The organism is Bradyrhizobium sp. i1.15.2 (genome assembly GCF_040548425.1).
Classification (GTDB): domain Bacteria; phylum Pseudomonadota; class Alphaproteobacteria; order Rhizobiales; family Xanthobacteraceae; genus Bradyrhizobium; species Bradyrhizobium canariense.
Window position 1 is genome coordinate 152,743 of record NZ_JBEPRQ010000003.1, and the last position, 24,588, is coordinate 177,330.

Genomic DNA, 24,588 nt, shown 5'->3' on the forward strand with positions numbered 1-24,588 from the left:
GTCCGTTTCCTTCCGGACTGATCAGGCGATCTTGCGGGAGAGGAAGTTGCGGATCAATGGGACCATTTCGTCGAACTTGTCCTCGAGCGCGAAATGGCCGGTGTTGATGAGGTGAAACTCCACCTGGGGCAGGTCGCGTTTGTAGGGATGGGCGCCATCGGCCGGGAAGATGAAATCGTTCTTGCCCCAGACGATCAGGGTCGGCGGCTTGTGCTTGCGGAAGTAGGCCTGCACCGCGGGATACAGCGGCAAATTGGTCCGATAGTCGTAGAACAGGTCCATCTGGATTTCGCTGTTGCCGGGACGGTCGAGCAGTGCCTGATCCTGCACCCAGTTGTCGGGTGAAATCCGGCTGACGTCGGACATGCCGTCGGTGTACTGGAATTTCGTCGTTTCCAGCGTCACCAGCTTCATCAATGCTTGGCGGCTGGTGTCGGATCCGTCGGTCCAGTATTGCTTGATCGGATTCCAGAACTCCTTCAGCCCTTCATCATAGGCGTTGCCGTTCTGCACGATCAGGCCGCTGATGCGCTCTGGATTCTTGAGCGCCAGGCGCCAGCCCACGGGAGCGCCGTAATCCATGACATACATCGCATAGCGAGTGACGCCGAGCTGGTCGAGCAGGCCGCCGACAAGCTCGCCGAAACGGTCGAATGTGTACTTGAATGTCGCGCGCGGTGGCATCTCGCTCTGGCCGTAGCCGGGATAGTCGGGAGCGATCACATGGTACCTGTCGGCCAGTGCCGGGATCAGGTTGCGGAACATATGCGAGGAGGTCGGGAAGCCGTGCAGCAACAGCACAACGGGAGCGTCCTTCGGACCCGCCTCGCGATAGAAGATCTTGATCCCGTCGACGGTCTTGGTTCGATGATAAGTGACCGGATAGGCAGCGGCGGCGTGTTCGTCGCGCTCCGGCTTCGCGGATGCTGCCGTGGAAGCAACTGCGACAGCCGCTCCGGACAACCCAAGAACGAGACGGCGACGATCAAGGAGCGATGGCTTGGATGTGGTCTCTACGATTTTCATGTCAATGTCCTTTCAATACGATGAGTTCGTCGACGGCCGAGAGGGATTTTTCAAACGCCCTGATAGACCAGCCCGGTGAAGAAGCCGGGATCGATCACGAATTGCCCCCATATCGCGTCGAACGCCGCGGTCGGCTTCGCCGCAACGGTTTCATCCCGCGTTCGTCCCTGCTTCTTGAGGCGCGCGACGTTGTCGCGGATCCCGACGAGCATGTCGCGAAAGGCCTGGAATTCGGCCTTGTTGCCCACCGGCTTGCCATGCCCGGCGATGACGATCGTGTCCTTGTCCATCGCCGCGAGATTGGCGTCGCATGCAGCGATCATCCCGTCGATGCTGCCACCGGTCGAATAGTCGATGAACGGATAGATGCCGTTCCAGAACATGTCGGCGACATGAATGATATTGGCTTCTGCGAAGGTGACGGAGATGTCGCTGTCGGTGTGTGCGGGCCCGTAATACTTCAGGCCGATCGAGGTTCCGTTGAGCTTAAGCTCGCGGCTGTCGGCAAAGACTTCGCTGGGGATTCCGCCCGCGCCGAGCGGAAGGAAATTGTAGTCCCAGTCCTCGACCCGCTGCACTTCGGCAAGGTGTTTACGGGTGTTTTCCTGGGCAATGATCTTGGCGCCGGCTGCATGCAGCCATTCGTTGCCATCGGCATGATCGAAATGCCAGTGGGTGTTGACGAGATGGGTGACGGGATCGGCGCCGAGATCAGCCAGCGCTTTGGTGAGTTGTGGACGTGAGACGCGGATGCCCGCATCGATCAGGACTTTGCCGTCGGGCCCGGTCAGCACGGCAATGTTGCCGCCGGAGCCTTCCAGCACGGTGATGTTGTTTCGGAGCTTGTGCGTGACAATCGGCGATACCGCAGCACTGTCCTTGATCAGGCTGACGATGCCTCGCGCTTCTGCGTAGGCTTGCCTCGGGCTAAGCCATCCCGAAGCGCCGGACGCTGCGGCGCCGACGCAACACAGGCAGAAACCGCGTCGGGATAACGACGGGAGCTTTGGCGAACGCATGCAATTTTCGCTTTCTCGAGCGACAATCGACGGCGCCAATGATCGACCCCGCTGTCACGATGGAGCGTGGGGCCAATGCAGCAAGCAGTCTATCACGATAGCACGATCGACTGCGCTTGCGCTCAGCCGCGAGTTACTCCTTTACCGCGCCGGTCAGCGACGACACGTAGTAATCGACGAAGAGCGAGTAGAAGATCGCAACCGGCAGCGAGCCGAGCAGTGATCCCGCCATCAGCGCACCCCACTGGTAGACGTCGCCGGTGACGAGCTCGGTCAGGATCGCGACCGGCACCGTCTTGTTGGCGCCGCTCTGGATGAAGGCGAGTGCGTAGATGAACTCGTTCCAGGACAGCGTGAAGGAGAAGATGCCGGCCGAGATCAGGCCGGGCACCGCCAGCGGTAGCGTGATCCGGCGCAGGATCTGGAGCCGTGTGGCGCCATCCACCAGCGCGCATTCCTCGAGTTCGTAGGGGATCGACTTGAAATAGCCGATCAGGAGCCAGGTGCAGAACGGCACCAGGAAGGTCGGATAGACCAGGATCAGGGCAAGCGGGCTGTCGAACAGGCCGAACTGCACGACCACGGTTGCGAGCGGAATGAACAGAATCGACGGCGGCACGAGATAGGCGAGATAAATGCCGAGGCCCACATAGGGGCTGCCGCGGAAGCGCAAGCGCTCGATCGCGTAGGCGGCAAGCGTGCTCGCGATCAGCGACAGCGTGGTCGCGCCGACCGCAACCAACATTGTCGTCCACAGCCAGCGCGGATAGGCGGTGTCGAACAACAGGTGCTTGATGTGCGCCAGCGTCGGCGAGGAGATCCAGAATGGGTTGTGCTCCCGGTAGTTCATCAGCTCGGCGTTCGGCTTGAACGACGTGATCGCCATCCAGTAGAACGGAAACAGCAGGATCAGCACGAAGCAGCCGAGCGGCAGATAGATCATCATCAGTCGCCGCAGCCCGGAATCCCAGGCCATGGTGTCCGGCACAGCCTTCGCGTCGGCGACGGCCGGTTGCGCCACTGTATCAGTCATTGCTCTCTCCTTGCTGCCATTTGCGGCGCGCCAGGCCGAAATAAGAGAACAGCGTCGCGAACACCAGGAACGGGATCATCGACACCGCGATCGCCGCGCCCTCGCCGAGCTCGCCGCCGGCAATGCCGCGCTGGAAGGCAAGCGTGGCGAGCAGATGGGTCGAGTTGCCGGGGCCGCCACGGGTAATGGCGTAGACCAGCTGGAAGTCGGTGAAGGTGAAGATGATCGAGAAGGTCATGACGATGGCGAGGATCGGCATCATCATCGGGAAGGTAATGTAGCGGAAGCGCTGCCAGGCGCTGGCGCCATCCAGCATCGCCGCCTCGTAGAGCGAGGGCGAAATGGTCTGCAGGCCCGCCAGCAGCGAGATCGCGACGAAGGGAATGCCGCGCCAGATGTTGGCGGCGATCAGCGAGAAGCGCGCCGGCCAGGGCGAGCCGAGGAAGTCGATATTGCTCGTGCGCCAATGCAGCACATCGACCAGAAGGTAGGAGATGATCGAGAATTGCGGATCGTAGATCCACCAGAACGCCAGCGCCGAGAGCACCGTCGGCACGATCCAGGGCATCAGGATGATCGCACGCAACAGGCTCTTGAACGGAAAATGGTTGTTGAGCAGCAGCGCGAGCCAGAAGCCCAGCGCGAACTTCCCGAAGGTCGCGATCCCCGTGTAGACCACGCTGTAGAACACCGCGTTCCACCACAGGGAATCGGTGAGCAGATACTGGAAGTTCTCGAAGCCCACGAAGACGCCTTTTCTGCCGATCGTGGTGTCGGTGAAGGCGAGCCAGATGCCGAGGCCGAGCGGATAGGTCAGGAACACCGTAAGGAGCCCGATCGCGGGTGCGAGGCACATCACGATCAGGAAGGGCTTGTAGTCGAACAGGCGCACCAGCCAGGAGGGCTGCCGTCGTGCGAGTACGGGGGAGGAGAGGGTGGTCACGGACATCGGTCAGGCGTCCTGTTTTAGGCTGTCACCACATCCGTCATTGCGAGCGAAGCGAAGCAATCCAGTCTGTCTCCGCAGTTACAGTCTGGATTGCTTCGTCACTTCGCTCCTCGCAATGACGGTCGCTTTATCGTCGGGCGCTACTTCTGCCGCCGGAAGTACCGCTTGCAGCGCTGCTCGGCTTCCGCGGCCGCGGCTTCCGGCGTGGCAGCGCCGGTCGCGACGGACGCGAACATCTGAATCAGCACGTAGTCGGCGCTGACGGCGCCGGTCGCGGTCGAGATCGGGCCCGCGTAGCCGTCGTAATAGGTGCTGTTCATCGTGTTCTTGAACAGCTTCACTTTGGGATCCTGCGACCACACGGCCGCTTCGGCATAGGCCGCGAGCGGCTGGGCCCAATAGCCGGAATTGGCGTTGAGCCACGGCTCGTACTGGTCCTTTTCCAGCATGTATTGCAGGAAGGCCTTTGCGGCGTTGGGATACTGGCTGTGCTTGAACACCATGGCGTTCAGCGTCAGGCCCGCCATCGGCGACACCTTGGCCAAGCCTTTCGGCAGCAACTGATGCTCGCTGTCGTCGGCGATCGCCTTGGTCGCCGGATCGTTCTTCAGCGAAAAATACAGCGAGACGCCGTTGGCGGTCAGCGCGATCTCCTGCGCAGCGTAGGCGCGGTTGTTGCTGACGTCATTCCAGGACGTCGTGCCGGCGATGAAGGTCGGGTAGAGCTGCTTGACCCAGTTCAGCGCGGCGATCGTCTCCTTGCTGTTGATGATGACGTTGCCCTCTTCGTCCAGCAGGGCCGCGTTGTGCGACCATAGCGCCCAGCTTGCGAAGCCGTTGCCGTCCCCCTTGGCATTGCCGAGGGCGAAGCCCGCCGGCTTGCCGGCCTTCTGGAGCTTCTGGCACAGGTCGAGGATTCCGGCATGGTCTTCCGGCACCTTGTCGAAGCCGACCGATTGCAGGATCGACTTGCGATAGATCACGGGACCCGCGGTGGCTCCGAACGGCAGCCCGATCCAAATGGGGCTCTTGTTCTTCTTGCCGTAGCGCTGCGCCAGCGGCAGCCAGCCGCCGTACCGTTTGCCGAGGTAGTCGGCCACATCGGTCAGCTCGATCAGCTTGTCGACGTAAATGTGCGGTGCGTCGGAGAAGCCGATGATGATGTCGGGACCGGCGCCGGAATTCGAGGTCACCGCGGTTTGCTGGTTGATGTCCTCCCAGCCGACGAAATCGACCTTGACCTCGACGCCGGTCTCCTTGGTGAATTTCGCCGCATTGGCGCGGAACACATCCTCGTCGGCCTGGACGAAACGTACCGGTCGCAGCATGCGCAGGGATGCGCCTTTCTCGATCGGCAGTTTCGGTGCGGGGACGTCCGCGGCCTTGATCGTGGATTGGGCATTCGCCGGAGCACCGGTTGCCGCGATTGTCGCAGCGGACAGGCCCAGCGCCAAGGCATCACGACGTGTGATGTCGTTCCTCATCGGTTCCTCCCTATGTTTTTCCCTTCCCGGCGTTGATCGCCGGTGAAGGGTCTTTCCGGTTGCCGGCGCGCCTTCGCGGCCGCCCGCCTAGCTGTTCGGGCCGCGGTCCATGCTGACAGGTTGCCAGCGGCGGAGCGCGGTGTCTTGCAGCACCGACGGATTGACGCAGCTTACCGGCCACATGCCCTGAAGCACCAGTGACAATTCGTAGCCCACCCGGCGCTTGCGCGCCTCGTCGAACCGTGCCGAGGCGGAGGCGACGTGGGCGGTCAGGGTCACATTCTCCATGCCGAGGATGGGGTTGTTGTGCGAGGGCGGCTCCTTCTCCAGCACGTCGAGGGCGGCATGGGCAATCCAGCCCTCCTGAAGCGCCTTGATCAAGCCTTCCTCGTCCACGGTGGCGCCGCGACCGGTGTTGATGAAGACCGAGCCCTTCTTCATCTGCCGGAAGTGCTTCTCGGTGAGCATGTGATGCACCTCGGGCCGGGCGGGGGCGTGCATCGAGACGAAGTCGGATTGCGACAACACCTCGTTCAGCGTCGCCGGAATCACGCCGTGGTCGGACATCAGTGTTTCCTGGATGAAGGGATCGTAGGCCATCATCCGCAGGCCGAAGGGAGCTGCGCGTTTCGCAACTGCACGCGCGACGCGGCCGAACGAGATGAAGCCGAGCGTCTGGCCCATCAGCCGCGGAATCTTCGACAATGCCGGCCGGCCCTCGGCCCAGCGGCCGCTGCGCACCATCCGGTCCTGCTCGACCGCCCGCCGGAAGCCCGCGAGCAGCAGCATCATGGCGTGGTCGGCGACCTCCTCGATGAAGGTGTCGGGGATGTTGGTGACGGGAATGCCACGCGCGGTCGCGGCCTTGATGTCGACGCTGTCGACGCCGACCGAGCCGAGCGTAATGACCTTGCAGGTCTCCAGCGCGTCGATAATGGTCTTGGTGATCGGGATGCCCTTGGCGTAGATGGCGTCCGCAGTCTTGGCGGCGGCGATGAACCCGGCCTCGTCGGCCGGCGCCTCGACGATCTCGGCGTCGATCGGATCGAGCGCCTCACGCTCGTAGGAATAATCGCTGCTCGCGACCGTGAAGCTCGCGCCCTTCGGCGTCACCACCCTGTATTTCGGCATTTCCTGCTCCCGATTTGGTTTCTTGTTGTGACCCGGACTTTGCGCGAGTCTTTGCGTCTTTTACGCGAAATCGGGGCGGTTGCGTACAATCGGCGGTTGCCGTGGCGGCGATTGTGCGACGGCCCCGACGTTTCCTCCGTGCCTTTACGGGGCGCTCCGTAACAGGTTGCTAAGGGGTCGCCACTAAAAGTTGTTTCAATTGCGATCGATTCGCTCGTGCGTCCTTGTCCTTTTGTTGCCGGAGCCATCCCGTGAAATTGAGCAATCTGAAGATCGCCCCCAAGCTCGGCATTCTCGTCGGCGTCACCTTGTTCGGCCTGTGCATCTCCGGATTTCTCGCCGGCTATCTGATGAAGCGCGAGATGGTGAATGCACGCGTCGAGCAGACCAAGGCCATCGTCGAGGTTGCCCGCAACATGGCCCTCGCTCTCAAGAAACGAGTCGATGCCGGCGAAATGACGAAGGACGCGGCGATGGCCGAGTTTCGTCTGCTCGGCAACGCGATGACCTACGACAAGGGCGCGGGCTACCTCTTCGGCACTTCGTATGACGGCATCACGCAGCTTGCGCCCGACCCCAAGCAGGTCGGCCTGAACCGCATGAGCAATCTGACCAACGGTCGCAATCTTTCCAAGGAATGGATGGATGGCGTCAAGGCCAACGGCGAATTTCTGCTCTTCTACGAGTTCATGAAGCCCGGCCAGGAAACGCCGATCCGCAAGATCGGCTACGCGGTGGCCGTGCCCGGCTTCGACATGTATCTCGGCACCGGTGGCTATCTCGACGATATCGACGCCAAGATGGTCCCGATCTACTGGCTGCTCGGGCTTGCCATGCTCGGCATCGTCGTCGTCGCGGGCAGCGTCGCTTGGGGGCTTGGCCGCAGCATCAGCCGTCCCTTGGCGCTGCTCGGCGCCCGCATGAAGGATCTCGCCGAGGGCAAGCTTGAGGGCGACATTCCCGGCGTCGGCCGTGGCGACGAGGTCGGCGCAATGGCGTCGACCGTCCAGATCTTCAAGGACAACGCACTGCGCATTCGCGACCTCGAGAAAACCGAAGCCGATGCCAAGGATCGTGTCGCGGCGGAACGTCGCAGCGCGATGGAGGGTATCGCCAGCGATTTCGAACGCAGCGTCAACGGCATCGTCCGCTCGGTCTCCTCGGCCGCGACGGGCATGCAAGCCACGGCGCAATCGATGACCGCGACCGCCAGCGACGCCTCTTCGCGTGCGGCGACCGTCGGCGCGGCCTCGCAGAGAGCGTCGGGCAATGTCGGCACGGTCGCCGCGGCTGCCGAAGAGCTGTCGAGCTCGGTTGCGGAAATCTCGCGCCAGGTCACCCGCTCGACCGAAGTGGCGAGCCGCGCCGTCAACGACGCCGAGCGCACCAATGCCACGGTGCAGGAACTCTCCACCGGCGCCGAGAAGATCGGCGAGGTGGTCAAGCTGATCCACTCGATCGCGGCGCAGACCAATCTGCTCGCCCTCAACGCCACCATCGAGGCGGCGCGTGCCGGTGAGTCCGGCCGCGGCTTCGCCGTCGTCGCTTCCGAGGTCAAGGCCCTCGCCAACCAGACCGCCAAGGCGACCGAGGAAATCTCCGCCCAGGTCGCGGCGATGCAGACTTCGACCAGCGATGCGGTCGCCGCCATCGGCGGCATCACCCAGACCATCGCCGAGATGAGCGAGATCACCGCGGGCATTTCCGCGTCGATCGAGCAGCAGGGCGAGGCGACCCGCGAGATCGCCCGCAACATCCAGTCGGTCGCGGCCGGATCGAACGAGATCAACGCCAATATCGGCAGCGTCACCTCGGCCGCGGAAGCGACCGGAACGGCGGCAAGCGACGTGCTCACCAACGCCCGCGAGCTCGACAGCCAGTCCGGCGCGCTGCGCAGCGCAGTCGACGGCTTCCTCGCCAAGGTGCGCGCGGCGTAAGGCTTGCACTGAATTCGTAAGGTGGGCAAAGACGCGAGGCGTCGTGCCCACCTTTTCTTTTTGAGTTCGCGGTAACTTCTCGGTGGGCACGCTTCGCTTTGCCCACCCTACGAGACCGCCCTACTGCTTCTCGATCCCCGCCTCGCGGATCAGCTTCTCCCACAACACCAGCTGTTCGTTCACGAACGTGCCGAGCTGTTCCGGCGTGCCTGAAAACGCGTCCATGCCGAGGGTGGCGAGCTGCGCCTTGATCTCCGGCTTCTCGACGATCTTCCGGATCTCGGCGTTGAGTCGCGTCACGATCTCCTTGGGCATGCCGGCGGGGCCGAAATAGCCCTGCCACGACGAGATGTCGAAGTCCGGCACGCCGGCCTCTTGCATCGAGGGCAGGTTCGGCACCAGCGACGAGCGGTCCTTTGTCGTGACGGCGAGCGCGCGTAGCGCGTTGCCCTGGACATGCGGCAGGCCGGTCAGGATGTCCACGAACATCATCGAGACGCGGCCGCCCATGACGTCGTTGAGCGCCGGCGGCGAGCTCTTGTAGGGCACGTGCAGGAGGTCGAGCCCGGCATTATGCGCAAAGGTCGCCCCCGACACGATCGCCGAGGACGAGCCCGAGGCGTAGCTCAGCTTGCCCGGATTGGCCTTGCCGTAGGCGATGAGCTCGCCGACCGTCTTGGCCGGCACCTCCGGGTGGATCACCAGCATGAAGGGCAGGTCGCCGGTGCGCGCGATCGGGGTGAAGTCCTTGACCGGATCGTAGGTCAGGCTCTTGAGCAGATAGGGATTGGCCGAATGCGTGGTGTTGGTGGTCACCAGCAGCGTGTAGCCGTCGGGCGCGGCGCGCGCGACATAGGTGGCGGCGATCATGCCGTTGGCGCCCGCCTTGTTCTCGATGACGATGCCGACGCCGAGGGCCTGCGACAAATGCTGCGAGATCAGCCGCGTCGTGGTGTCGGTGCCGCTGCCGGCCGCGAACGGCAGCACCAGCGTGATGTTGCGGCTCGGATAATTGTCGGCCTGCGCAGCGGATGCGCCAGCGAGACAAAGGGCGGCCGTGGCGATGGCACGCAGGTTTCGGATCAACGCTGAAAGCATGTCTGGTCGTTCCCTCTTTTTTCGTTGGCGGGGAACCTAGCGTCTCCTCGTCGAAATCGGAAGGCGCGAGTTTGTCGCCTCGTCTCGCGGTGCGGAATTACTTCACCGCAGACCCTTGGCGCGAGGCGATCACGACGCCGGCGAGCACCAGCAGGTAGCCGATCAGGTGGAACGGCTGGATCTTTTCGCCGAGCAGCAGGATCGCCATCGCCGAACCGAACACCGGCACCAGATGGAAGAACGGCGCGGCGCGGTTCGGGCCGATCAGCGCCACGCCCCGGTTGAAGAACAGATAGGCCAGCGTCGAGGGAAAAATCAGGATGTAGCCCAGCGCCGCCAGCGTCACCCCGTCGAGTTGCAGAACGCGGCCGCTCCAGGCTTCCCAGATCGCGGTCGGCAGCAGCATCGTCGCGCCGCAGCAGGTGGTGAAGGAGAGAAATGAGAGTTGGTGGATCTTCGGTCGCCGCGGGATGAAGGCAGAGTAGATCCCGAACGCCACCAGCGAGGAGGCGAACATGATGTCGCCCCTGTTGAAGCTGATACTCGCGAGCGCGGCGAGATCGCCGCGCAGGATGATGATCAGCACGCCGAGCAGCGAGATCCCGATGCCGGCGAGCTGCGCACCGGTCAGCCGCACGCCGAACAGCACCAGCGACCACAGCGCCACGAACAGTGGTCCGGCCGATTGGATCAGCAGCGCGTTCAGCGCCTCCGTGTACTGCATCGCCCAGTACGAGATCGCGTTGTTGAAGGCAAAGCCCACCAGCGACAGGAACAGCATCAGCGGCAGGCTCTTGCGCAAGTTCGGCCAGTCGCGCTTCAGATGCGGCCAGGCGAACGGCAGCAGGATCAGGAACACGCCGAACCAGCGGATCGTGGTCACCGTCAGCGGCGGCACATGCGCACCGACGTGGCGCGCGAGCACGATGTTGCCGGCCCAGAACAGCGAGCTCAGGCTGAGCAGCAGATAAGGCTGGTTGTTGAGCCAGCTGGCCGCATTGGAGGCGGGTGGCGCGGGCGAAGCGATCGTCATTGGCGTTCGACGCGAGCTTGCGCCGGATTTAAGTCGTGACACAAGTCACGCGGCCGCAATGCTACAATGCAGGCATGACCAGAGGAGGCGGCATTGGCGGTTAATATGTTGAACATCGACGGCCTGGATCGGCTCGATCGGCATGCACCGGTGGTGATGTTGAACCTGATGCGCTTCCACGCGCGCTCGGGCGACGGCGACGGTTCCGGCTGGGACGCCTATTTGCGCTACAGTGCGGTCACAGTGCCGATGATCAAGGCGCGCGGCGGCACGCTGCTCTGGACCGGCGACGCCAAGGCGGTCGCGCTCGGCCCGCAGCAGGGCAACGACTGGGATTTCGCGGCGCTGGTCTATTATCCCACGGTTGCGGCTTTCATCGACATGATGACGTCGGAGGCCTACGAGACCGAGGCCGATCCGCACCGCGTCAACGCCTGCGCCGAGCACGTCATCATTGCGACCAGCGAAGCGTACAGCAAGTTCAAGGTGAAGTAGCCTTGGCTGCCGCGCGGCACGGCGCTTTCCTTCTCCTACGACGGAGAAGGAGGACCTATGCCGCCTGCTTCCGTGACGCCACGAACACGCCGGCCAGCACCAGCGCGAAGCCGATGAAATGGAACGCCTGGGGGTGCTCGCCCAGAAACACCATTGCCATGATCGAGCCGAACACCGGCACGACATGGAAGAAGGGCGCGGCGCGGTTGGCGCCGATCAGCCGGACTCCGCGATTGAAGCAGAGATAGGCGAGCGTCGAGGGGAACACCGCGACATAGAACAGGGTCAGGAGGTTCGGCCCGTCGAGCTTCATCATGGGGCGCGCGGACAGCTCCCAGATCTCCAACGGAATGAGACAGGCAGCACCGCAGCCGAACGTGAAGGCGAGGAACGACAGGCCGTGCATCGGCGGCCGCTTCAAGGTCAGCACCGAATAGAGCGCGAAGATGATCAGCGCGACGACGAAGATGAGGTCGCCCTTGTTGAAATCGATATTCGACAGCGTGGTGAAATCGCCATGCAGCAGGATGATCAGCACGCCGCACATCGACAGCAGCACGCCGAAGGCCTGCGCCGCGGTAAGCCTGATACCGAGGATGGCGAGCGACCACAGCGCCACGACCAGCGGCGCGGCTGACTGAAGTAGCAGCGTGTTGAGCGCCTGCGTATGCTCCAGCGCCCAATATTGCAGCGTGTTGAAGGCGCCGATGCCGGTGATCGAGAGTGTGACCATCAGGCCGAGCTTGCCGCGGATCGCGGGCCAGTCCTGCGCAAGGTGTTTCCAGGCGAACGGCAGCACCAGCAGGAAGGCGAAGAACCAGCGCAGGAACGACAGCGTCACCGGCGGAATGTGACCGGCGGCGAGCCGTCCGACGATGGCATTGCCGGCCCAGCACAGCGCGGTGATGCTGAGCAGCAGGTAAGGCTGGTTGGCGATCCAGTTGTGGCCGGACGTGGCGGCGCCGGTGGTCTCGTCGGTGGCGGACATTGTGATCGTTGTGGCCCCGCGTCATGCGCCAAGCCTCCAGCCCGGCGGCACCCGGGCCGGTTCAGACCCGGCCCGTTCAAAGACACGGAAATCCGGCCGATATCAATGGCGCGAGGCGCATCGCGTCCATGCACGGCGGCGGCCGGAACCCGCTCAACCCTTCAGTCCGGCACGGATCGCAAACGGCTTCACCAGTTCGGCGCAGGCGAGATAGACGACAACCAGAACCGCGATGCCGGCCATCATGAGCGGTGGCGGCGCAACAAAGCCGAACCAGGCACCGAGCGGCGTGAAAGGCACCACCATCGCGACCAGCAAGGCGACCAGCGATGAGACGGACAGCACCGGATCGGGCCAGCTGCGCCACGGTCGGCCGTTGGTGCGAATGATGAAGATCACGAGGATCTGCGTCGCCATGGATTCGATGAACCAGGCGGTGCGGAATTCGTCCGGCGACGCTTGAAACAGCAGGATGAGGGCGCCGAAGGTCAGGAAGTCGAAGACCGAGGACAGCGGCCCCATGATCGCGGCGAAACGCACCAGCCGCGTCATGCTCCAGACCTGCGGCTGCGCGGTGGCCGCGCGCGAGACCTGGTCGAAGGGAATGCCGAGCTCGGAGAGATCGTAGAGCAGGTTGTTGAGCAGAATCTGCGTCGGCAGCATCGGCAGGAACGGCAGCGCCATCGAGGCGATCGCCATCGACAGCATGTTGCCGAAATTCGAGCTCGCGCCCATCCGGACATATTTCATGATGTTGGCGAAGGTGCGCCGGCCCTCTTCGACGCCGTCGGCAACGACTTCGAGATCCGAGGCGAGCAGGATGATGTCGGCGGCGGCCTGCGCCACGCCGGTCGCGCCTTCGACCGACAGGCCGATATCGGCGGCCTTCAGCGCCGGAGCGTCGTTGATGCCGTCGCCCAGGAAGCCGACCACCGCGCCGCCGGCCTGAAGGGCCTTCACGACGCGCGACTTCTGATCGGGCGCAAGCCGGCCGTAGGCGTCGGTCGATTGAACCTGGACCGCCAGTGCTTCGTCGCTGAGCTCGGCGATGTCGGCTCCCGATAGGACGCGGTCAGCGTTCAGCCCGACCAGGCCGGCGAGTCGCTTCACCACCACCGGATCGTCGCCCGACAGGATCTTCAGCGTGATGCCGGTTGCCGCGAGCCGTGCGATCGCGGCCGCGGCCGTCGGCTTCGGCGGGTCGGCGAAGGCGCAAAAACCTTCGAAGACGAGATCGGTCTCGTCGGCGGTCTCGACTTCGCGGGTTGCGCCGGTCCACGGGCGCGAGGCGATCGCAATGCTGCGTAGCCCTTCGCTCGCGAGCTCGTGCACGCGGGCGATCGCGCGGGTCCGGGCGCCGTCATCCATCACGCACAGCTCGAGCACCGCCTCAGGCGCGCCCTTGACGATGAGCAGCGCGCCTTCGGGACCGGTCGCGAGCACGGATCCCAGCCGCCGTGAAAAGTCGAACGCCTGCCTGCCGGCGAGGGTCCAGCCCTGTGCGGCATTCGACTGGCCGGCAACCAGCGCCGCGTCGAGCGAGCCGCGATCGCCGCCGAGTTTCGCGGCGATGGCGCCGAGCCGCGCGGCGCGGGCATCGTCCTTGCCGGCGGCATCGAGGCTCTTGGCCAGCGTGATCTCGGCCGAGGTCAGCGTGCCCGTCTTGTCCGTGCACAAGACGGTCATGGCGCCAAGATCGTGGATCGCGGCGAGGCGCTTGACGATCACCTTGCGGCCGGCCATGCGCAGCGCGCCGCGCGACAGCGTCACCGTGGTGATCATCGGCAGCAGTTCCGGCGTCAGCCCGACCGCGAGGGCGACGGCAAACAGCAGCGAGTCCATTACCGGGCGGCCGAACACCACGCGGACGCTGAGCACGACCAGCACCAACGCCAGTGTGGCGCGCGCGATCACGAGGCCGAATTCGCGCAAGTCGCGTTCGAACGGCGAAGGCGTCTGGGCCTCGGCAAGCGCGGAGGCCGCCGCTCCGAACACGGTGTCGCGTCCGGTCCTGACGACGAGCGCGATCGCCTCGCCGGTTTGCGCGACGGCGCCGCGAAACAGTGCATTCGACGTGTCGTCCGGGTCGGTGATGGCACCGGCGCGCTTCTGTACCGGATAGGGTTCGCCGGTGAGCGCCGCTTCGCCCGCGGTGAAGGCTGTGCTCTCCAGGACGAGCGCGTCCGCGGGAATGATGTCGCCTGAACGGACGCGCAGGATGTCGCCCGGCACCAGCCGATCGACGTCGATCTCGCGGAAGTCGTTGTCACGTCTGACTTCGGCCTTGAGCGCAACCGATCGGCGGAGCACTTCCGCGGCCTGCAACGCATGGCCTTCCTGAACAGTGTCGAGCCCGATCGAGAGCGCGAGTATCAGGACAATGATGAGCCCGCCGATATCGTCGCCGGTGAGCATCGAGACGATGCCGGCAACCAGCAGAATCAGAGACAGCGGCTCCAGCAGCCGGCGCATGATCGCGCGCGCCGCCCCCTCGACGCGTGGCCGCGCGTCGCTGTTCGGCCCAAAGCGATCGAGGCGCTCGGAGGCGTCCGCGGCGGTCAGGCCGGTGAGGCCGCAGCCCAGTCGCTTGCATAATTGATCGGGTGAAAGATGCCAGAAGCGGTCGTCGGCGTGCGCTGGACTGTCCGACAAGCAAGGCCCCCGATTCGAATTGTCTCGTCAGGCAAATGCCTCGAAATTCGGTGTAACCTGTTGACCTACCGCAATTTGGATGGCCGCGAGCGCCTGGCTTCGTTGGCATCTGCCGACTGAAACGACGTGCTGCAGGGCATTGACCTCGAGCTCGACCATTGCTGCGACCGCATCATCGAAGTGGTCGACGGCCGCATCCGGGCCTAACGTCGTAGAGCCCGTCCGACAAAGCGGATTTTTAGGGGATATCAAGGGCTTGGATAGCGCATTGGGCCCCGAAAAAGCCCCGTTCTTGCTTGCTTACAGAGGCTGCATCCTTTATCCGGTTGGCTGCCTCGCGTTCGAGCGGCCCCGGCCGTGATTGGGCTGGGCGCATCTAACAGATTGCATAGGGATTACCCGCGAATGGCCAATGTTGTCGTCGTCGGCGCCCAGTGGGGCGACGAAGGAAAGGGCAAGATCGTCGACTGGTTGTCGGAGCAGGCGGACATCGTCGTCCGTTTCCAGGGCGGCCATAACGCCGGCCACACGCTGGTGATCAACGGCAAGACCTACAAGCTGGCGCTGCTGCCCTCGGGCGTGCTGCGCGAGCAGAAGCTGTCGGTGATCGGCAACGGCGTCGTGTTCGATCCCGCCGCCTTCCTCGACGAGGTCACCAAGCTGCGGTCGCAGGGTGTCGCGGTCAGCCCGGACAATCTTCGGGTCGCCGAGAACGTCACCCTGATCCTGCCGCTCCATCGCGAACTCGACGCGCATCGCGAATCCGCCAATGCGGCGACCGCGATCGGCACCACCCGCCGCGGCATCGGCCCGGCCTACGAGGACAAGGTCGGCCGCCGTGCCATCCGCCTGATGGACCTCGCGGATCTCGACACGCTGCCGCACAAGATCGACCGGCTGCTGGCGCATCACAACGCATTGCGCCGCGGCCTCGGCCTGCCGGAGTTCGACGGCAAGGAGATCCTGAAGGAATTGACCGCGCTGGCACCTCAGCTGCTGCCTTATGCCGAGACCGTGTGGCGGTTGCTCGACATCGAACGGCGCGCCGGCAAGCGCATGCTGTTCGAGGGCGCGCAAGGCGCGCTGCTCGACGTCGATCACGGCACCTACCCTTACGTCACCTCGTCCAACACGGTGGCGGCGCAGGCCGCGACCGGCTCGGGGCTCGGCCCCGCCGCGGTCGGCTATGTGCTCGGCCTCTGCAAGGCCTATACGACCCGCGTCGGCCAGGGCCCGTTCCCGACCGAGCAGGACAACGAGACCGGCCGCAAAATCGGCGAGCGCGGCCGCGAGTTCGGCACCAATACCGGGCGCCCGCGCCGCTGCGGCTGGTTCGATGCGGTTCTGGTTCGCCAGGCGGTCCGGACCTGCGGCATCAACGGTCTGGCGCTGACCAAGCTCGACATTCTCGACGGCTTCGACACGATCGAGGTCTGCACCGGCTACAAGCTGGACGGCAAGGAGATCGATCATTTCCCGGCGGGCGAGGGGGCCCAGGCCCGGGTCGAGCCGATCTACGAGACCATCGAGGGCTGGAAGGAGCCGACCGCCAATGCGCGGTCCTGGGCCCAGCTGCCGGCCCAGGCGATCAAATATGTCCGCCGGATCGAGGAATTGGTGGGGTGCCCGGTCGCACTGCTTTCCACGAGCCCTGAACGCGAGGATACTATCCTGGTACAAAATCCGTTTGAGGCTTAACGATCTCTTACCGGGACGCGCGTATAATTGAGTAGAAATGGCTGATTACTATCCGCTGATCGCCCGCGCTATTGCCGCCCTGGACCCCAACGCTCCCGGCGAGAGCCGTCGCGCGCTCTACGAGCGGGCGCGCACGGCGCTGATCGCGCAGCTCCGCAGCGTGCAGCCGCCGCTCTCCGAATCCGAGATCACCCGCGAGCGGCTTTCGCTGGAAGAGGCCGTCCGCAAGGTCGAATCAGAGGCTGCCCAGCGTGCCCGCGAGGCCTCGCGCCCCGGTGGCAGCGCCCGCAGCAGCGGCAGCGGCGATGCCTTCCGCCGCGCCAGCACCCGCGCCACCGAGGGCAACGCGCCCGCGCCGCAAAGCGCTGCCCCGCCGCGCACCCGTCCGGCTCCGCCGCCGCCGCGCGCCGACCGGCCCTCCTTCAATGTCGATGACCAGGGCGACGCCCCGCGTGCGCCGCGGGCTCCGCGTTTCGACGCGCCGCGGCAGCCGGGTCCGTCGGCACCGCCGTCGATGCCAGAGCCTCCGCCGGCCGGACGTGATCGCGCCGGTGGGCGCCGTCCGCCCGACATGGGACCTCCGCCGCCGCTGCCGCCGGCACCGGGCGTGCGCGGCTTCCGCGACATCACGGCCGACGCCAACGATCTCGGCGGCGCCGCCGCGCAGGCCAACCGCGCGGCGCGCCGGACCTACGCCAACGTGCCCTCGCCCTCGCCGGAATTCGATCGGCTCGAGCCGAGCCTGGAAAATCGCGCCGCCGGAGCGGACGCGCCGTATTCCTACGACGAATCGATCGAGGAAGCTGAGCGCTACGCGCCGCAGTCGCAGCCGCCGCGTCCGCACATCCCCGTTCTCGACCGCGAACCGAAGAAGAAGCGCGCCCGCGCCCGCACCGGCTCCGTGTTTCCGTTCAAGAGCGCGATCGCCGTCGGCATCGTGCTGATCCTGGTCGGTGCCGGCATCCTGTGGGGCAAGCAACTGGTCCAGACCGCGACCAACCTGTTGAAGTCTTCGCCGACGCAAGTGGTGGAGGCGCCCAAGGATTCGTCTCAGCCGCAGAGCAAGCCCAAGATCCCGGATCGCGTCGGCCAGCCCTCGGCCAGCGACCAGCCGGTCGCGCCGGTGGCGCAGAAGGTCGTGCTCTACGACGAGGATCCATCCGATCCGAAGGGCAAGCAATATGTCGGCTCGGTGGTGTGGCGGCTCGAGCCGATCAAGGCGTCGGGCAACCAAAAGGCCGACGTCGCCGTGCGCGCCGACATCGAGATCCCCGATCGCAAGTTCAAGATGACGATGTCGTTCCGCCGCAACACCGACTCCTCGCTGCCGGCGAGCCACACCGCGGAGCTGACCTTCGTCCTGCCGGCGGACTTTTCAGGCGGCGGCGTCGCCAACGTGCCGGGCATCCTGATGAAGTCGAACGAGCAGGCACGCGGCACGCCGCTCGCAGGCCTCGCGGTCAAGGTCACCGACGGCTTCTTCCTGGTCGGCCTCTCCAACGTCGACGCCGACCGCAGCCGCAACGTCCAGCTCCTGAAGGAGCGCTCCTGGTTCGACGTGCCCCTGGTCTACGCCAACCAGCGCCGCGCCATCATCGCCATCGAGAAGGGCGCTCCCGGCGAGCGCGCCTTCAACGACGCCTTCGCGCAGTGGGGCGACTAGATCTCTACTCCGTGAGACCTCTGCATGGTTCGAGACGCCCGCCTCGGCGGGCTCCTCACCATGAGGGTTTGATATCTCGCCGCGAAACGAGACCTCATCCTGAGGGCCCGCCCCTTGGGCGGGCGTCTCGAAGGATGGCCGCAGGTACGCTCTCTCTCTATTGCGCCGTGGCTTCCCGCTTGCGCGATGTCGCGGCGGCGTGCTCGCGGTCCATCACGGCGCGGCAGCCGGGGCTGACCTGCGACCTGTTCCGTACCATGCAGGCGGTGATCCTGGGGATGTCGGGGATCTCACTGGAGCACAGCCGCATGGCATCGCCCGAGCACATCTGCTGCGCTTCGGACGAGAACGCGACGCCCGGCGAGGTCGGGATTGCGATGGTGGTGGCGAGGGCGAAGAGAGTTGCGATCGTCTGATTGCGTGTCATGCAGAATGCGTCCCCGAGTTCCGTGGGCTTGAGCCACTTGATTTTGGGGCGCCGCACGCGGCTTGACCTGCCGCATGTCTCAGCCATCACGCCGGGACCTCAATCCCGCATGTGGTTGCTCGATCTCTCGTGATGTTCGAATCGAAAAGTGCTGCGCCGCCCGAATCAAGTATGCGCCATTGTCGCGCGGCCGCAATGCCAAGCGAAAAGGAATTCGCAATTGTTGCGCGCACGTCACGCACAATGCGACTCGCATGCGATCAGATCAACCGATCGGAGGATGCGCTCGCTGGTTCCGCATCGCTTGCGCCAAGGGCTGCGTGCTCTTCGACCGCCGTAACGCCCTTTGCCGTGAGCTCGAACAGATCGCCGTCCTTCATCACGTAACCGTCGGCGATCAGCTCGCCTATCTTGCCGTGCCGGTCGTCGGCAAAGGCGATGGATTGGCTGATGTCCCTCAGGATCGAGAGCTGTTCGTCGCGCAACATGGCTTCACTCTCCGTTCGCCGGGGATGGTTCCGGTCCTCACATGCCGTGGCTCTGAAAGACCTTGCTGCAAGACCGCGACAGTTTGGCTCGGTTGGCTTGCAGGCAATTCTGCACCGCACCGTCATTGCCGAGGTCCTTGCGGCAGAAGCGCGAGGCGTCCCGCGAACAGGCTTGCTGCTCCTGCGGCGAACCCATATGGCCTTGTGCGAGAGCGGGCGCGTTCGACAGGCCGCTCACGGCCGTCAGCGCGATCGTCGCCAGGAAGAACAGTTTGCGGGACATCGGCGGCTCCAAATCTGACAGGTGAGTTTCAGGTCCTGTCTGAACTCGTCGCTATGCGGCTTGTTCCCAGGGCAGAGCCCGCGCCGCCGCTATTCAAGGTTCCTGCGGCGCTGCTATAACGGGGCGAAGGATGAGGGTGCCTGATGAAACGCTATCTCGTGTTTGCGCTGGTTGGCCCGTTCGTGGGCGGGTTCCTGCTGCTGCTGACGACGACCTATCAGTCCGGCTATTGGACCCAGACCAGTCTCGCTGAGGTCGGCAAGCTGTTCGCGGTGTTCTTCAAATCCCTGCAATACAGCTATCTGTTCGGCTTCCTGCCCTCGCTGATGATCGGGGCGGTCGACGACATCCTGGTCCACATCCGGCGGATCGGCCCGGTGCTGCGGATGCTGCTGGTCGGCGTGTTCGCCTTCATCCTGGCCTCGTTGACCTATAGCTCGCGCGGGCCGGACTCGGGCGCGGTGCAGTTCATCCTGTACGGCCTCGTCGGGTTCGTGCCGGCGGTGATTTCATCCTGGCTCGTGCACAGATATGTCGCGGAGCCGCAGCCGGCGGCGGCACCGACTTGAGGGCGCGACCTTCGATCACGCCGCAGCAACCTCCGCCGTGCTGGTGCGTTCCCTACAGGCCATGACCATGTCCGATGACGATATTCTTGCCCCGCGTCGATCCCATTCGGGAAGCCGCCCGGGTGCGGCCTCTTCGGGCAGCGAGGGGCGTGGGCCGATCATCGATCAGGACGGTCGTGAGATCCGGCCCGAAACACTGGAGCAGGGCTTTCGCGAGTTTCGCTTCGAGTTCGGCAAGGACAGTCCCTTCGCCGGCAACCCGTTCGGCAATCTGACGCGCGAGCAGCGGATCGCGCGGATCGAGGCGATCGCAAAGCTGCTCGACGTGGCCTTCGTGCTGCCCGGAACCAATATCCGCTATGGCATCGACGGCTTGATCGGACTGATCCCCGTCGTCGGTGACATCATCACCACCGCGATCTCGCTCTGGCTGGTGCGAGAGGCGAGGGCGCTCGGGGCGCCCTGGTACATCACCGCGCGCATGCTCGGCAATGTCGCCCTCGACGGCGTCGTCGGCATCGTCCCGTTCGCGGGCGACGCCTTTGACGTCATGTTCCGGGCCAACATGCGCAACGTGCGCCTGCTGCGCCGCTGGCTCGACAAGCAGCCGCGCATCTGACACTCCCGAAAATGCAAAAAGCGCGGCGGCCTTTCGGCCACCGCGCTTTCAGCGCACATCGGAGGTGCTTTACGAAAATTTACGCCGCGTCGGCGGCGTCGGTGCTGGCTTCCACCGGCTTGCGGTGACGGGGCAGCGGGAAGGCTTCGCTCTCATAGAGCGAACGGATGCCGTTCTGGTCGAAGCGCGCTTCCTCGACCTGAAGATAGGCGCCGTTCAGCGAGTCCGTCGGCAACTGCTCCATCGCGAACTGCACGGCTTCGGCCGCGGTGCCGAACCGGCGATAGGTGAAGCCTGCACGCTTCTTCTTGCGGATCGCAGCGGGGAAGAGTTCGGCGGAAGTGTTGAAGTTGAACGGACGCAATGGACGCATGGTCAAAGACCTCGTGATCTCTCTGGGGCTTTAAGCGCGTGGGGTTGGGACGGGCAGAGGCCACCATTGAGTGGGCGCCGCACATGTCATTTTCGTCCTCTAATATAGCTCGTTTTGACAAAATTGCGACCCCCGCGATGCGAGATGATGAATCCGCGCATGGCAGCTCCGCAACTCAGAAAATTGCAATAATATCAGTTGCTTGGATGGTTTATAGCTTGCCAAGGAGCAGCAGCACGAGCAGCACCACCAGGACGAGGCCGCCGATCCCCATGCCGGAATGACCCATTCCGTAGCCGTAGCCACCGATGCGGCCCGACAAGCCGCCGACGAGATAAATGATCACCAGGATGATCAGGATGGTCCCAAGCGTCATGGCATCCTCCCTGGCGGCCGCCGCAACGCCATGGCCGGCCGCACCACCAGGGAAGAAAAGCACATCGCGCCGCCGGGTTCCATGGCGGAACCCGGCGGCGCGCAAGGTTTATTTGGGCTCGAGCTTCAGCGCTGCGGAATTGATGCAGTAACGCAAGCCGGTAGGCCCCGGGCCGTCGGGGAAGACATGGCCGAGATGGCCGCTGCACTTGGCGCACAGCACCTCGGTGCGGATCATGCCGTGGCTGACGTCCCGCTCCTCATCGATATGGCCCTCGGCGGCGGGCTGGGTGAAGCTCGGCCAGCCGCAGCCGGAATCGAACTTCGCGTCGGACTCGAACAGCACATTGCCGCAACCGGCGCAGGTATAGGTACCGGCGCGGTGGTCGTGCTCATATTCGCCGGAGAAGGGACGCTCGGTCGCCTTCTCGCGCAGCACCGCGTATTGCATCGGCGACAGCTCGTTGCGCCATTGCTGTTCGCTCTTGATGACCTTGTCGTCCGTGGTTTTCGTCTTGGTGTCGGGCATGGGTCTCCCGTTTTTTCGGTGAACTTGTTTTCCGTGATCTTGTTCAGTGATCTTGCGATCAGTTGGTGGCCTTGCTGGCGCTCACCAGCGTCGGCTTCTCGATATAGTTATCCGCGAACAGCTTTTTCAGGTTCTCGACCTTCGGAAGGTCGTTGTAGGCGATATAGGGCTGGTTCGGGTGCAGGGTCAGATAATCCTGGTGGTAGGCCTCCGCCGGATAGAACGCCTCCAGCGCGCCGACCTTGGTCGCGATCGGCTTGCTGAAGACTTTGGCGCCGTTGAGCTGGGCGATATAGGCCTCGGCCACCTTCTTCTGCTCGTCGGAGGTGGTGAAGATCGCCGAGCGATATTGCGTGCCGCTGTCGGGGCCCTGCCGGTTGAGCTGGGTCGGGTCGTGCGCCACCGAGAAGTAAATCTGCAGGATCTTGCCGTAGGAGATCTTCTTCGGGTCGTATTTGATCTCGACGGATTCCGCGTGGCCGGTCCGGCCACTCGAGACGGTCTGGTAGTCGGCTGTCGCCTTGGTGCCGCCGGCGTAGCCGGAGACCGCGTTGACGACGCCCGCGGTGTGCTGGAACACGCCCTGCACGCCCCAGAAGCAGCCGCCGGCGATCACGGCGGTCTGGATCCCGCTTGCGGGCGTCGCGTCAACGGCGGGAGCGGGGATCACGACCGCATCCTCTGCGGCTCGGGTCGGCGCGGCAAAGGCCAGCGTCAGGGCGGTGGTTGCGGCGAGCAGGGACAGGACGGCAGGTCGGCGCATGGCGATCCTCTTTCCGAAGGTCTGACAGTCTAGGGCGGTTGGGGCCGGGCGAACAGCCTGGCCGGCATTTTCGGACATTCGAGATACGGGCGGACCGGGCGATTGTTACGGCCGGACGGACACGAGTCTGTGAAACGCGCCGCCTGGAGCAGCCCGGCTTGGCGAGGACCGGAACTCCGCGCTAGATGAACCGGCGCGATCGGTGATCGACCTAAAGAATGATGGCTGGAGCTGACCTGACAACATGCTGCGCGTCGCATCCCTGACCCTCATCGTCGTTCTCGCCATCCTGGCCGCCTGGAGCTCGATCGCGGCGGCCGCACCGCAACCCGGCGACGACCTCGCCCTTTGCCGCGACCGCCAGGCGGATGCGCAGGCGAGGGCGCAGGCCTGCGACAATTTGCTCAACGCCGACCGTGTCACCGGCAAGGACAAGGGCATCGCGCTCTCCGTGCGCGGCAATACGCTGATCAACAAGCGCGACTACGGCCACGCGATCGAGACCTTGTCCATGGCCGTCGACCTCGATCCCGACAATGTCGTCACGCTCAATTTGCGCGGCCTCGCCTATGAGCGGACGGGTCAGGACGACCATGCGATGGCGGACTACAACCTCGCGCTCCAGAAGCGCCCGACCTACGGTGTCCCCTACAACAACCGCGGCATCATCCAGCTGCGCCGGGGCGCGCTGCAAAGCGCGCTCGACGATTTCAACCTGTCGATCAAATACGCGCCAAAATTCCTGCTCGGTTACACCAACCGCGCCCGCGTGCGCACGCTGATGCAGGATTTTGACGGCGCCATCGCCGATTTCGCGGAGGCCGAGAAGATCGAACCGGCCGCGCCGCAGATCACCGGCAACCGCTGCATCACCTACGGCATGATGGGCAAGTTCGACCAGGCCTTCGCCGACTGCAACGGTCTGATCGAGAAGCAGCCGAAGAACACGTACGCGATTAACAATCGCGCCGACGTCAACATGCTGAAAGGCGATCTCGACGCCGCGCTGAAGGACTACAACATTGCGATCCAGATCAACCCGAACAATGTGCGCGCACATTCGGGTCGCGGCCAGATCTACGAGCGCAAGAAGGATCTCGCCCAGGCCCGTGCCGACTATCGTGCGGCGGCCTATTCGCTGACGAAGTTCGACGAGCTCGACGTCGCGCGCGCCCGCGCCATCGCGCAGGAGCGATTGGCTGCGCTGACACCGCAGCCGTCAGCCGGATCCGCAGGGCGCCGTGTGGCACTTGTGATCGGCAACGGCGCCTACAAGAACGTCCACGCCTTGCCCAATCCGCCACGCGACTCGAAAATGATCGCGGCCGCGCTGCGCGACGTCGGCTTCCAGACCGTGATATCCGTCAGCGACCTCACCCGCGACAAGTTCTTCGAAGCGTTGCAGACGTTTGCGGCCGAAGCGGAGAAGGCGGATTGGGCGGTGGTCTATTACGCCGGCCACGGTTTCGAGATCGGCGGCGTTAACTATCTCGTTCCCGTCGATGCCAAGCTTGCCGCCGACAGGGACGCCGAGACCCAGGCGGTTGCGCTGGAGCAGGTGATCGCGGCGGTGGGCGCTGCGCGAAAAGTACGTCTGGTCATGCTGGATGCCTGCCGCGACAATCCGTTCGCGCCGACCATGCAGCGCACGCTGTCGCTGAAGCTGGTGGACAAGGGCTTTTCCAACATCGAGCCCGGCGCCGGCTTCATGGTGGTCTACGCCGCCAAGCACGGCGAGACCGCGATGGACGGCGACGGCGGCGCCGACAGCCCGTTCGCCACCGCACTCGCCCGCGAAATCAAGGTGCCGCGCGTCGAGATCCGAAAACTGTTCGACATCGTCCGCGACGACGTCTGGCTTGTGACCAAGCACGAGCAGCAGCCGTTTTCGTACGGCTCGCCGCCGGGCCGCGAGGATTTTTATTTTGTTGTGGGGAAGTGAGGGCCGGGCTCGAA

At 64.5% G+C, this 24,588-nt stretch carries 24 protein-coding genes; 7 read left to right on the forward strand and 17 right to left on the reverse strand.

Features of this window, described 5'->3' with window-relative positions; all coding sequences use genetic code 11:
* Positions 1 to 21: 21 nt before the first annotated feature.
* From ABIB80_RS08255 to ABIB80_RS08280, 6 genes are all read right to left on the reverse strand, one after another.
* Positions 22 to 1,026 carry an alpha/beta fold hydrolase gene (locus tag ABIB80_RS08255; RefSeq protein WP_007596218.1) on the reverse strand — a complete coding sequence of 335 codons (1,005 nt, stop codon included), beginning with the start codon at positions 1,024 to 1,026 and terminating at the stop codon, positions 22 to 24.
* Positions 1,027 to 1,076: 50 nt separating this feature from the next.
* Positions 1,077 to 2,045 carry an MBL fold metallo-hydrolase gene (locus tag ABIB80_RS08260; RefSeq protein WP_007596217.1) on the reverse strand — a complete coding sequence of 323 codons (969 nt, stop codon included), beginning with the start codon at positions 2,043 to 2,045 and terminating at the stop codon, positions 1,077 to 1,079.
* 133 nt (positions 2,046 to 2,178) lie between these two features.
* On the reverse strand, positions 2,179 to 3,078 hold the full coding sequence (locus ABIB80_RS08265; RefSeq protein WP_007596216.1) for a carbohydrate ABC transporter permease: 900 nt from the start codon (positions 3,076 to 3,078) through the stop codon (positions 2,179 to 2,181).
* On the reverse strand, positions 3,071 to 4,027 hold the full coding sequence (locus ABIB80_RS08270; protein ID WP_007596214.1) for a carbohydrate ABC transporter permease: 957 nt from the start codon (positions 4,025 to 4,027) through the stop codon (positions 3,071 to 3,073). The genes ABIB80_RS08265 and ABIB80_RS08270 overlap by 8 nt, the downstream gene beginning before the upstream one ends.
* A gap of 140 nt (positions 4,028 to 4,167) precedes the next feature.
* Positions 4,168 to 5,511 carry an ABC transporter substrate-binding protein gene (locus ABIB80_RS08275; protein ID WP_007596211.1) on the reverse strand — a complete coding sequence of 448 codons (1,344 nt, stop codon included), beginning with the start codon at positions 5,509 to 5,511 and terminating at the stop codon, positions 4,168 to 4,170.
* An 87-nt stretch (positions 5,512 to 5,598) separates the two neighbouring features.
* Positions 5,599 to 6,642: a C-terminal binding protein gene (locus tag ABIB80_RS08280; RefSeq protein WP_007596209.1), complete on the reverse strand. Its 1,044-nt coding sequence runs from the start codon at positions 6,640 to 6,642 to the stop codon at positions 5,599 to 5,601.
* A gap of 251 nt (positions 6,643 to 6,893) precedes the next feature.
* On the opposite strand from ABIB80_RS08280, the gene ABIB80_RS08285 reads away from it, so the two are divergent.
* On the forward strand, positions 6,894 to 8,579 hold the full coding sequence (locus ABIB80_RS08285; protein ID WP_007596208.1) for a methyl-accepting chemotaxis protein: 1,686 nt from the start codon (positions 6,894 to 6,896) through the stop codon (positions 8,577 to 8,579).
* 120 nt (positions 8,580 to 8,699) lie between these two features.
* Here ABIB80_RS08285 and ABIB80_RS08290 read toward each other — a convergent pair whose 3' ends face one another.
* Positions 8,700 to 9,677: a Bug family tripartite tricarboxylate transporter substrate binding protein gene (locus tag ABIB80_RS08290; RefSeq protein WP_219681667.1), complete on the reverse strand. Its 978-nt coding sequence runs from the start codon at positions 9,675 to 9,677 to the stop codon at positions 8,700 to 8,702.
* A 97-nt stretch (positions 9,678 to 9,774) separates the two neighbouring features.
* Complete coding sequence (locus tag ABIB80_RS08295; RefSeq protein ID WP_354127183.1) at positions 9,775 to 10,710, reverse strand: DMT family transporter; 936 nt, start codon at positions 10,708 to 10,710, stop codon at positions 9,775 to 9,777.
* A gap of 105 nt (positions 10,711 to 10,815) precedes the next feature.
* Between ABIB80_RS08295 and ABIB80_RS08300 the strand changes: the two genes are divergently transcribed.
* On the forward strand, positions 10,816 to 11,205 hold the full coding sequence (locus tag ABIB80_RS08300; protein WP_007596202.1) for a DUF1330 domain-containing protein: 390 nt from the start codon (positions 10,816 to 10,818) through the stop codon (positions 11,203 to 11,205).
* Positions 11,206 to 11,260: 55 nt separating this feature from the next.
* Here ABIB80_RS08300 and ABIB80_RS08305 read toward each other — a convergent pair whose 3' ends face one another.
* Together ABIB80_RS08305 and mgtA are read right to left on the reverse strand one after the other, a co-directional pair.
* Positions 11,261 to 12,193: a DMT family transporter gene (locus ABIB80_RS08305; RefSeq protein ID WP_007596200.1), complete on the reverse strand. Its 933-nt coding sequence runs from the start codon at positions 12,191 to 12,193 to the stop codon at positions 11,261 to 11,263.
* A 153-nt stretch (positions 12,194 to 12,346) separates the two neighbouring features.
* Positions 12,347 to 14,845: a magnesium-translocating P-type ATPase gene (gene mgtA, locus ABIB80_RS08310; RefSeq protein WP_007596198.1), complete on the reverse strand. Its 2,499-nt coding sequence runs from the start codon at positions 14,843 to 14,845 to the stop codon at positions 12,347 to 12,349.
* A gap of 405 nt (positions 14,846 to 15,250) precedes the next feature.
* Here mgtA and ABIB80_RS08315 point away from each other — a divergent pair, with 405 nt between their 5' ends.
* Together ABIB80_RS08315 and ABIB80_RS08320 are read left to right on the forward strand one after the other, a co-directional pair.
* Entirely contained in the window at positions 15,251 to 16,543 is a 1,293-nt protein-coding gene (locus ABIB80_RS08315; protein ID WP_007596197.1) for an adenylosuccinate synthase, read from the forward strand.
* 37 nt (positions 16,544 to 16,580) lie between these two features.
* A complete protein-coding gene (locus ABIB80_RS08320) occupies positions 16,581 to 18,206 on the forward strand; it encodes a hypothetical protein (RefSeq protein ID WP_007596195.1) in 1,626 nt (541 codons plus the stop codon).
* A gap of 157 nt (positions 18,207 to 18,363) precedes the next feature.
* Here ABIB80_RS08320 and ABIB80_RS08325 read toward each other — a convergent pair whose 3' ends face one another.
* From ABIB80_RS08325 to ABIB80_RS08335, 3 genes are all read right to left on the reverse strand, one after another.
* Positions 18,364 to 18,633, reverse strand: a complete 270-nt coding sequence (locus tag ABIB80_RS08325) for a hypothetical protein (RefSeq protein WP_245285936.1) — start codon at positions 18,631 to 18,633, stop codon at positions 18,364 to 18,366.
* Between the two features lie 260 nt (positions 18,634 to 18,893).
* Complete coding sequence (locus tag ABIB80_RS08330) at positions 18,894 to 19,121, reverse strand: hypothetical protein (protein WP_007596192.1); 228 nt, start codon at positions 19,119 to 19,121, stop codon at positions 18,894 to 18,896.
* Positions 19,122 to 19,158: 37 nt separating this feature from the next.
* A complete protein-coding gene (locus ABIB80_RS08335) occupies positions 19,159 to 19,404 on the reverse strand; it encodes a cysteine rich repeat-containing protein (protein ID WP_007596191.1) in 246 nt (81 codons plus the stop codon).
* Between the two features lie 143 nt (positions 19,405 to 19,547).
* On the opposite strand from ABIB80_RS08335, the gene ABIB80_RS08340 reads away from it, so the two are divergent.
* A complete protein-coding gene (locus ABIB80_RS08340) occupies positions 19,548 to 19,973 on the forward strand; it encodes a DUF5413 family protein (RefSeq protein WP_007596190.1) in 426 nt (141 codons plus the stop codon).
* Positions 19,974 to 20,034: 61 nt separating this feature from the next.
* Complete coding sequence (locus ABIB80_RS08345; RefSeq protein ID WP_088941332.1) at positions 20,035 to 20,592, forward strand: DUF4112 domain-containing protein; 558 nt, start codon at positions 20,035 to 20,037, stop codon at positions 20,590 to 20,592.
* Positions 20,593 to 20,671: 79 nt separating this feature from the next.
* Here the strand turns inward: ABIB80_RS08345 and ABIB80_RS08350 are convergent, their stop codons facing one another.
* From ABIB80_RS08350 to msrA, 4 genes are all read right to left on the reverse strand, one after another.
* Entirely contained in the window at positions 20,672 to 20,965 is a 294-nt protein-coding gene (locus ABIB80_RS08350; protein WP_007596188.1) for a hypothetical protein, read from the reverse strand.
* Positions 20,966 to 21,176: 211 nt separating this feature from the next.
* Positions 21,177 to 21,341 carry a DUF3309 family protein gene (locus tag ABIB80_RS08355; protein ID WP_007596187.1) on the reverse strand — a complete coding sequence of 55 codons (165 nt, stop codon included), beginning with the start codon at positions 21,339 to 21,341 and terminating at the stop codon, positions 21,177 to 21,179.
* A 108-nt stretch (positions 21,342 to 21,449) separates the two neighbouring features.
* Positions 21,450 to 21,869, reverse strand: coding sequence for a peptide-methionine (R)-S-oxide reductase MsrB (gene msrB, locus ABIB80_RS08360; RefSeq protein WP_007596186.1), 420 nt, complete (start codon positions 21,867 to 21,869; stop codon positions 21,450 to 21,452).
* Positions 21,870 to 21,927: 58 nt separating this feature from the next.
* Positions 21,928 to 22,632: a peptide-methionine (S)-S-oxide reductase MsrA gene (gene msrA, locus ABIB80_RS08365; protein WP_007596185.1), complete on the reverse strand. Its 705-nt coding sequence runs from the start codon at positions 22,630 to 22,632 to the stop codon at positions 21,928 to 21,930.
* Between the two features lie 244 nt (positions 22,633 to 22,876).
* Here msrA and ABIB80_RS08370 point away from each other — a divergent pair, with 244 nt between their 5' ends.
* On the forward strand, positions 22,877 to 24,574 hold the full coding sequence (locus ABIB80_RS08370; RefSeq protein ID WP_007596184.1) for a caspase family protein: 1,698 nt from the start codon (positions 22,877 to 22,879) through the stop codon (positions 24,572 to 24,574).
* Positions 24,575 to 24,588: the final 14 nt, after the last annotated feature.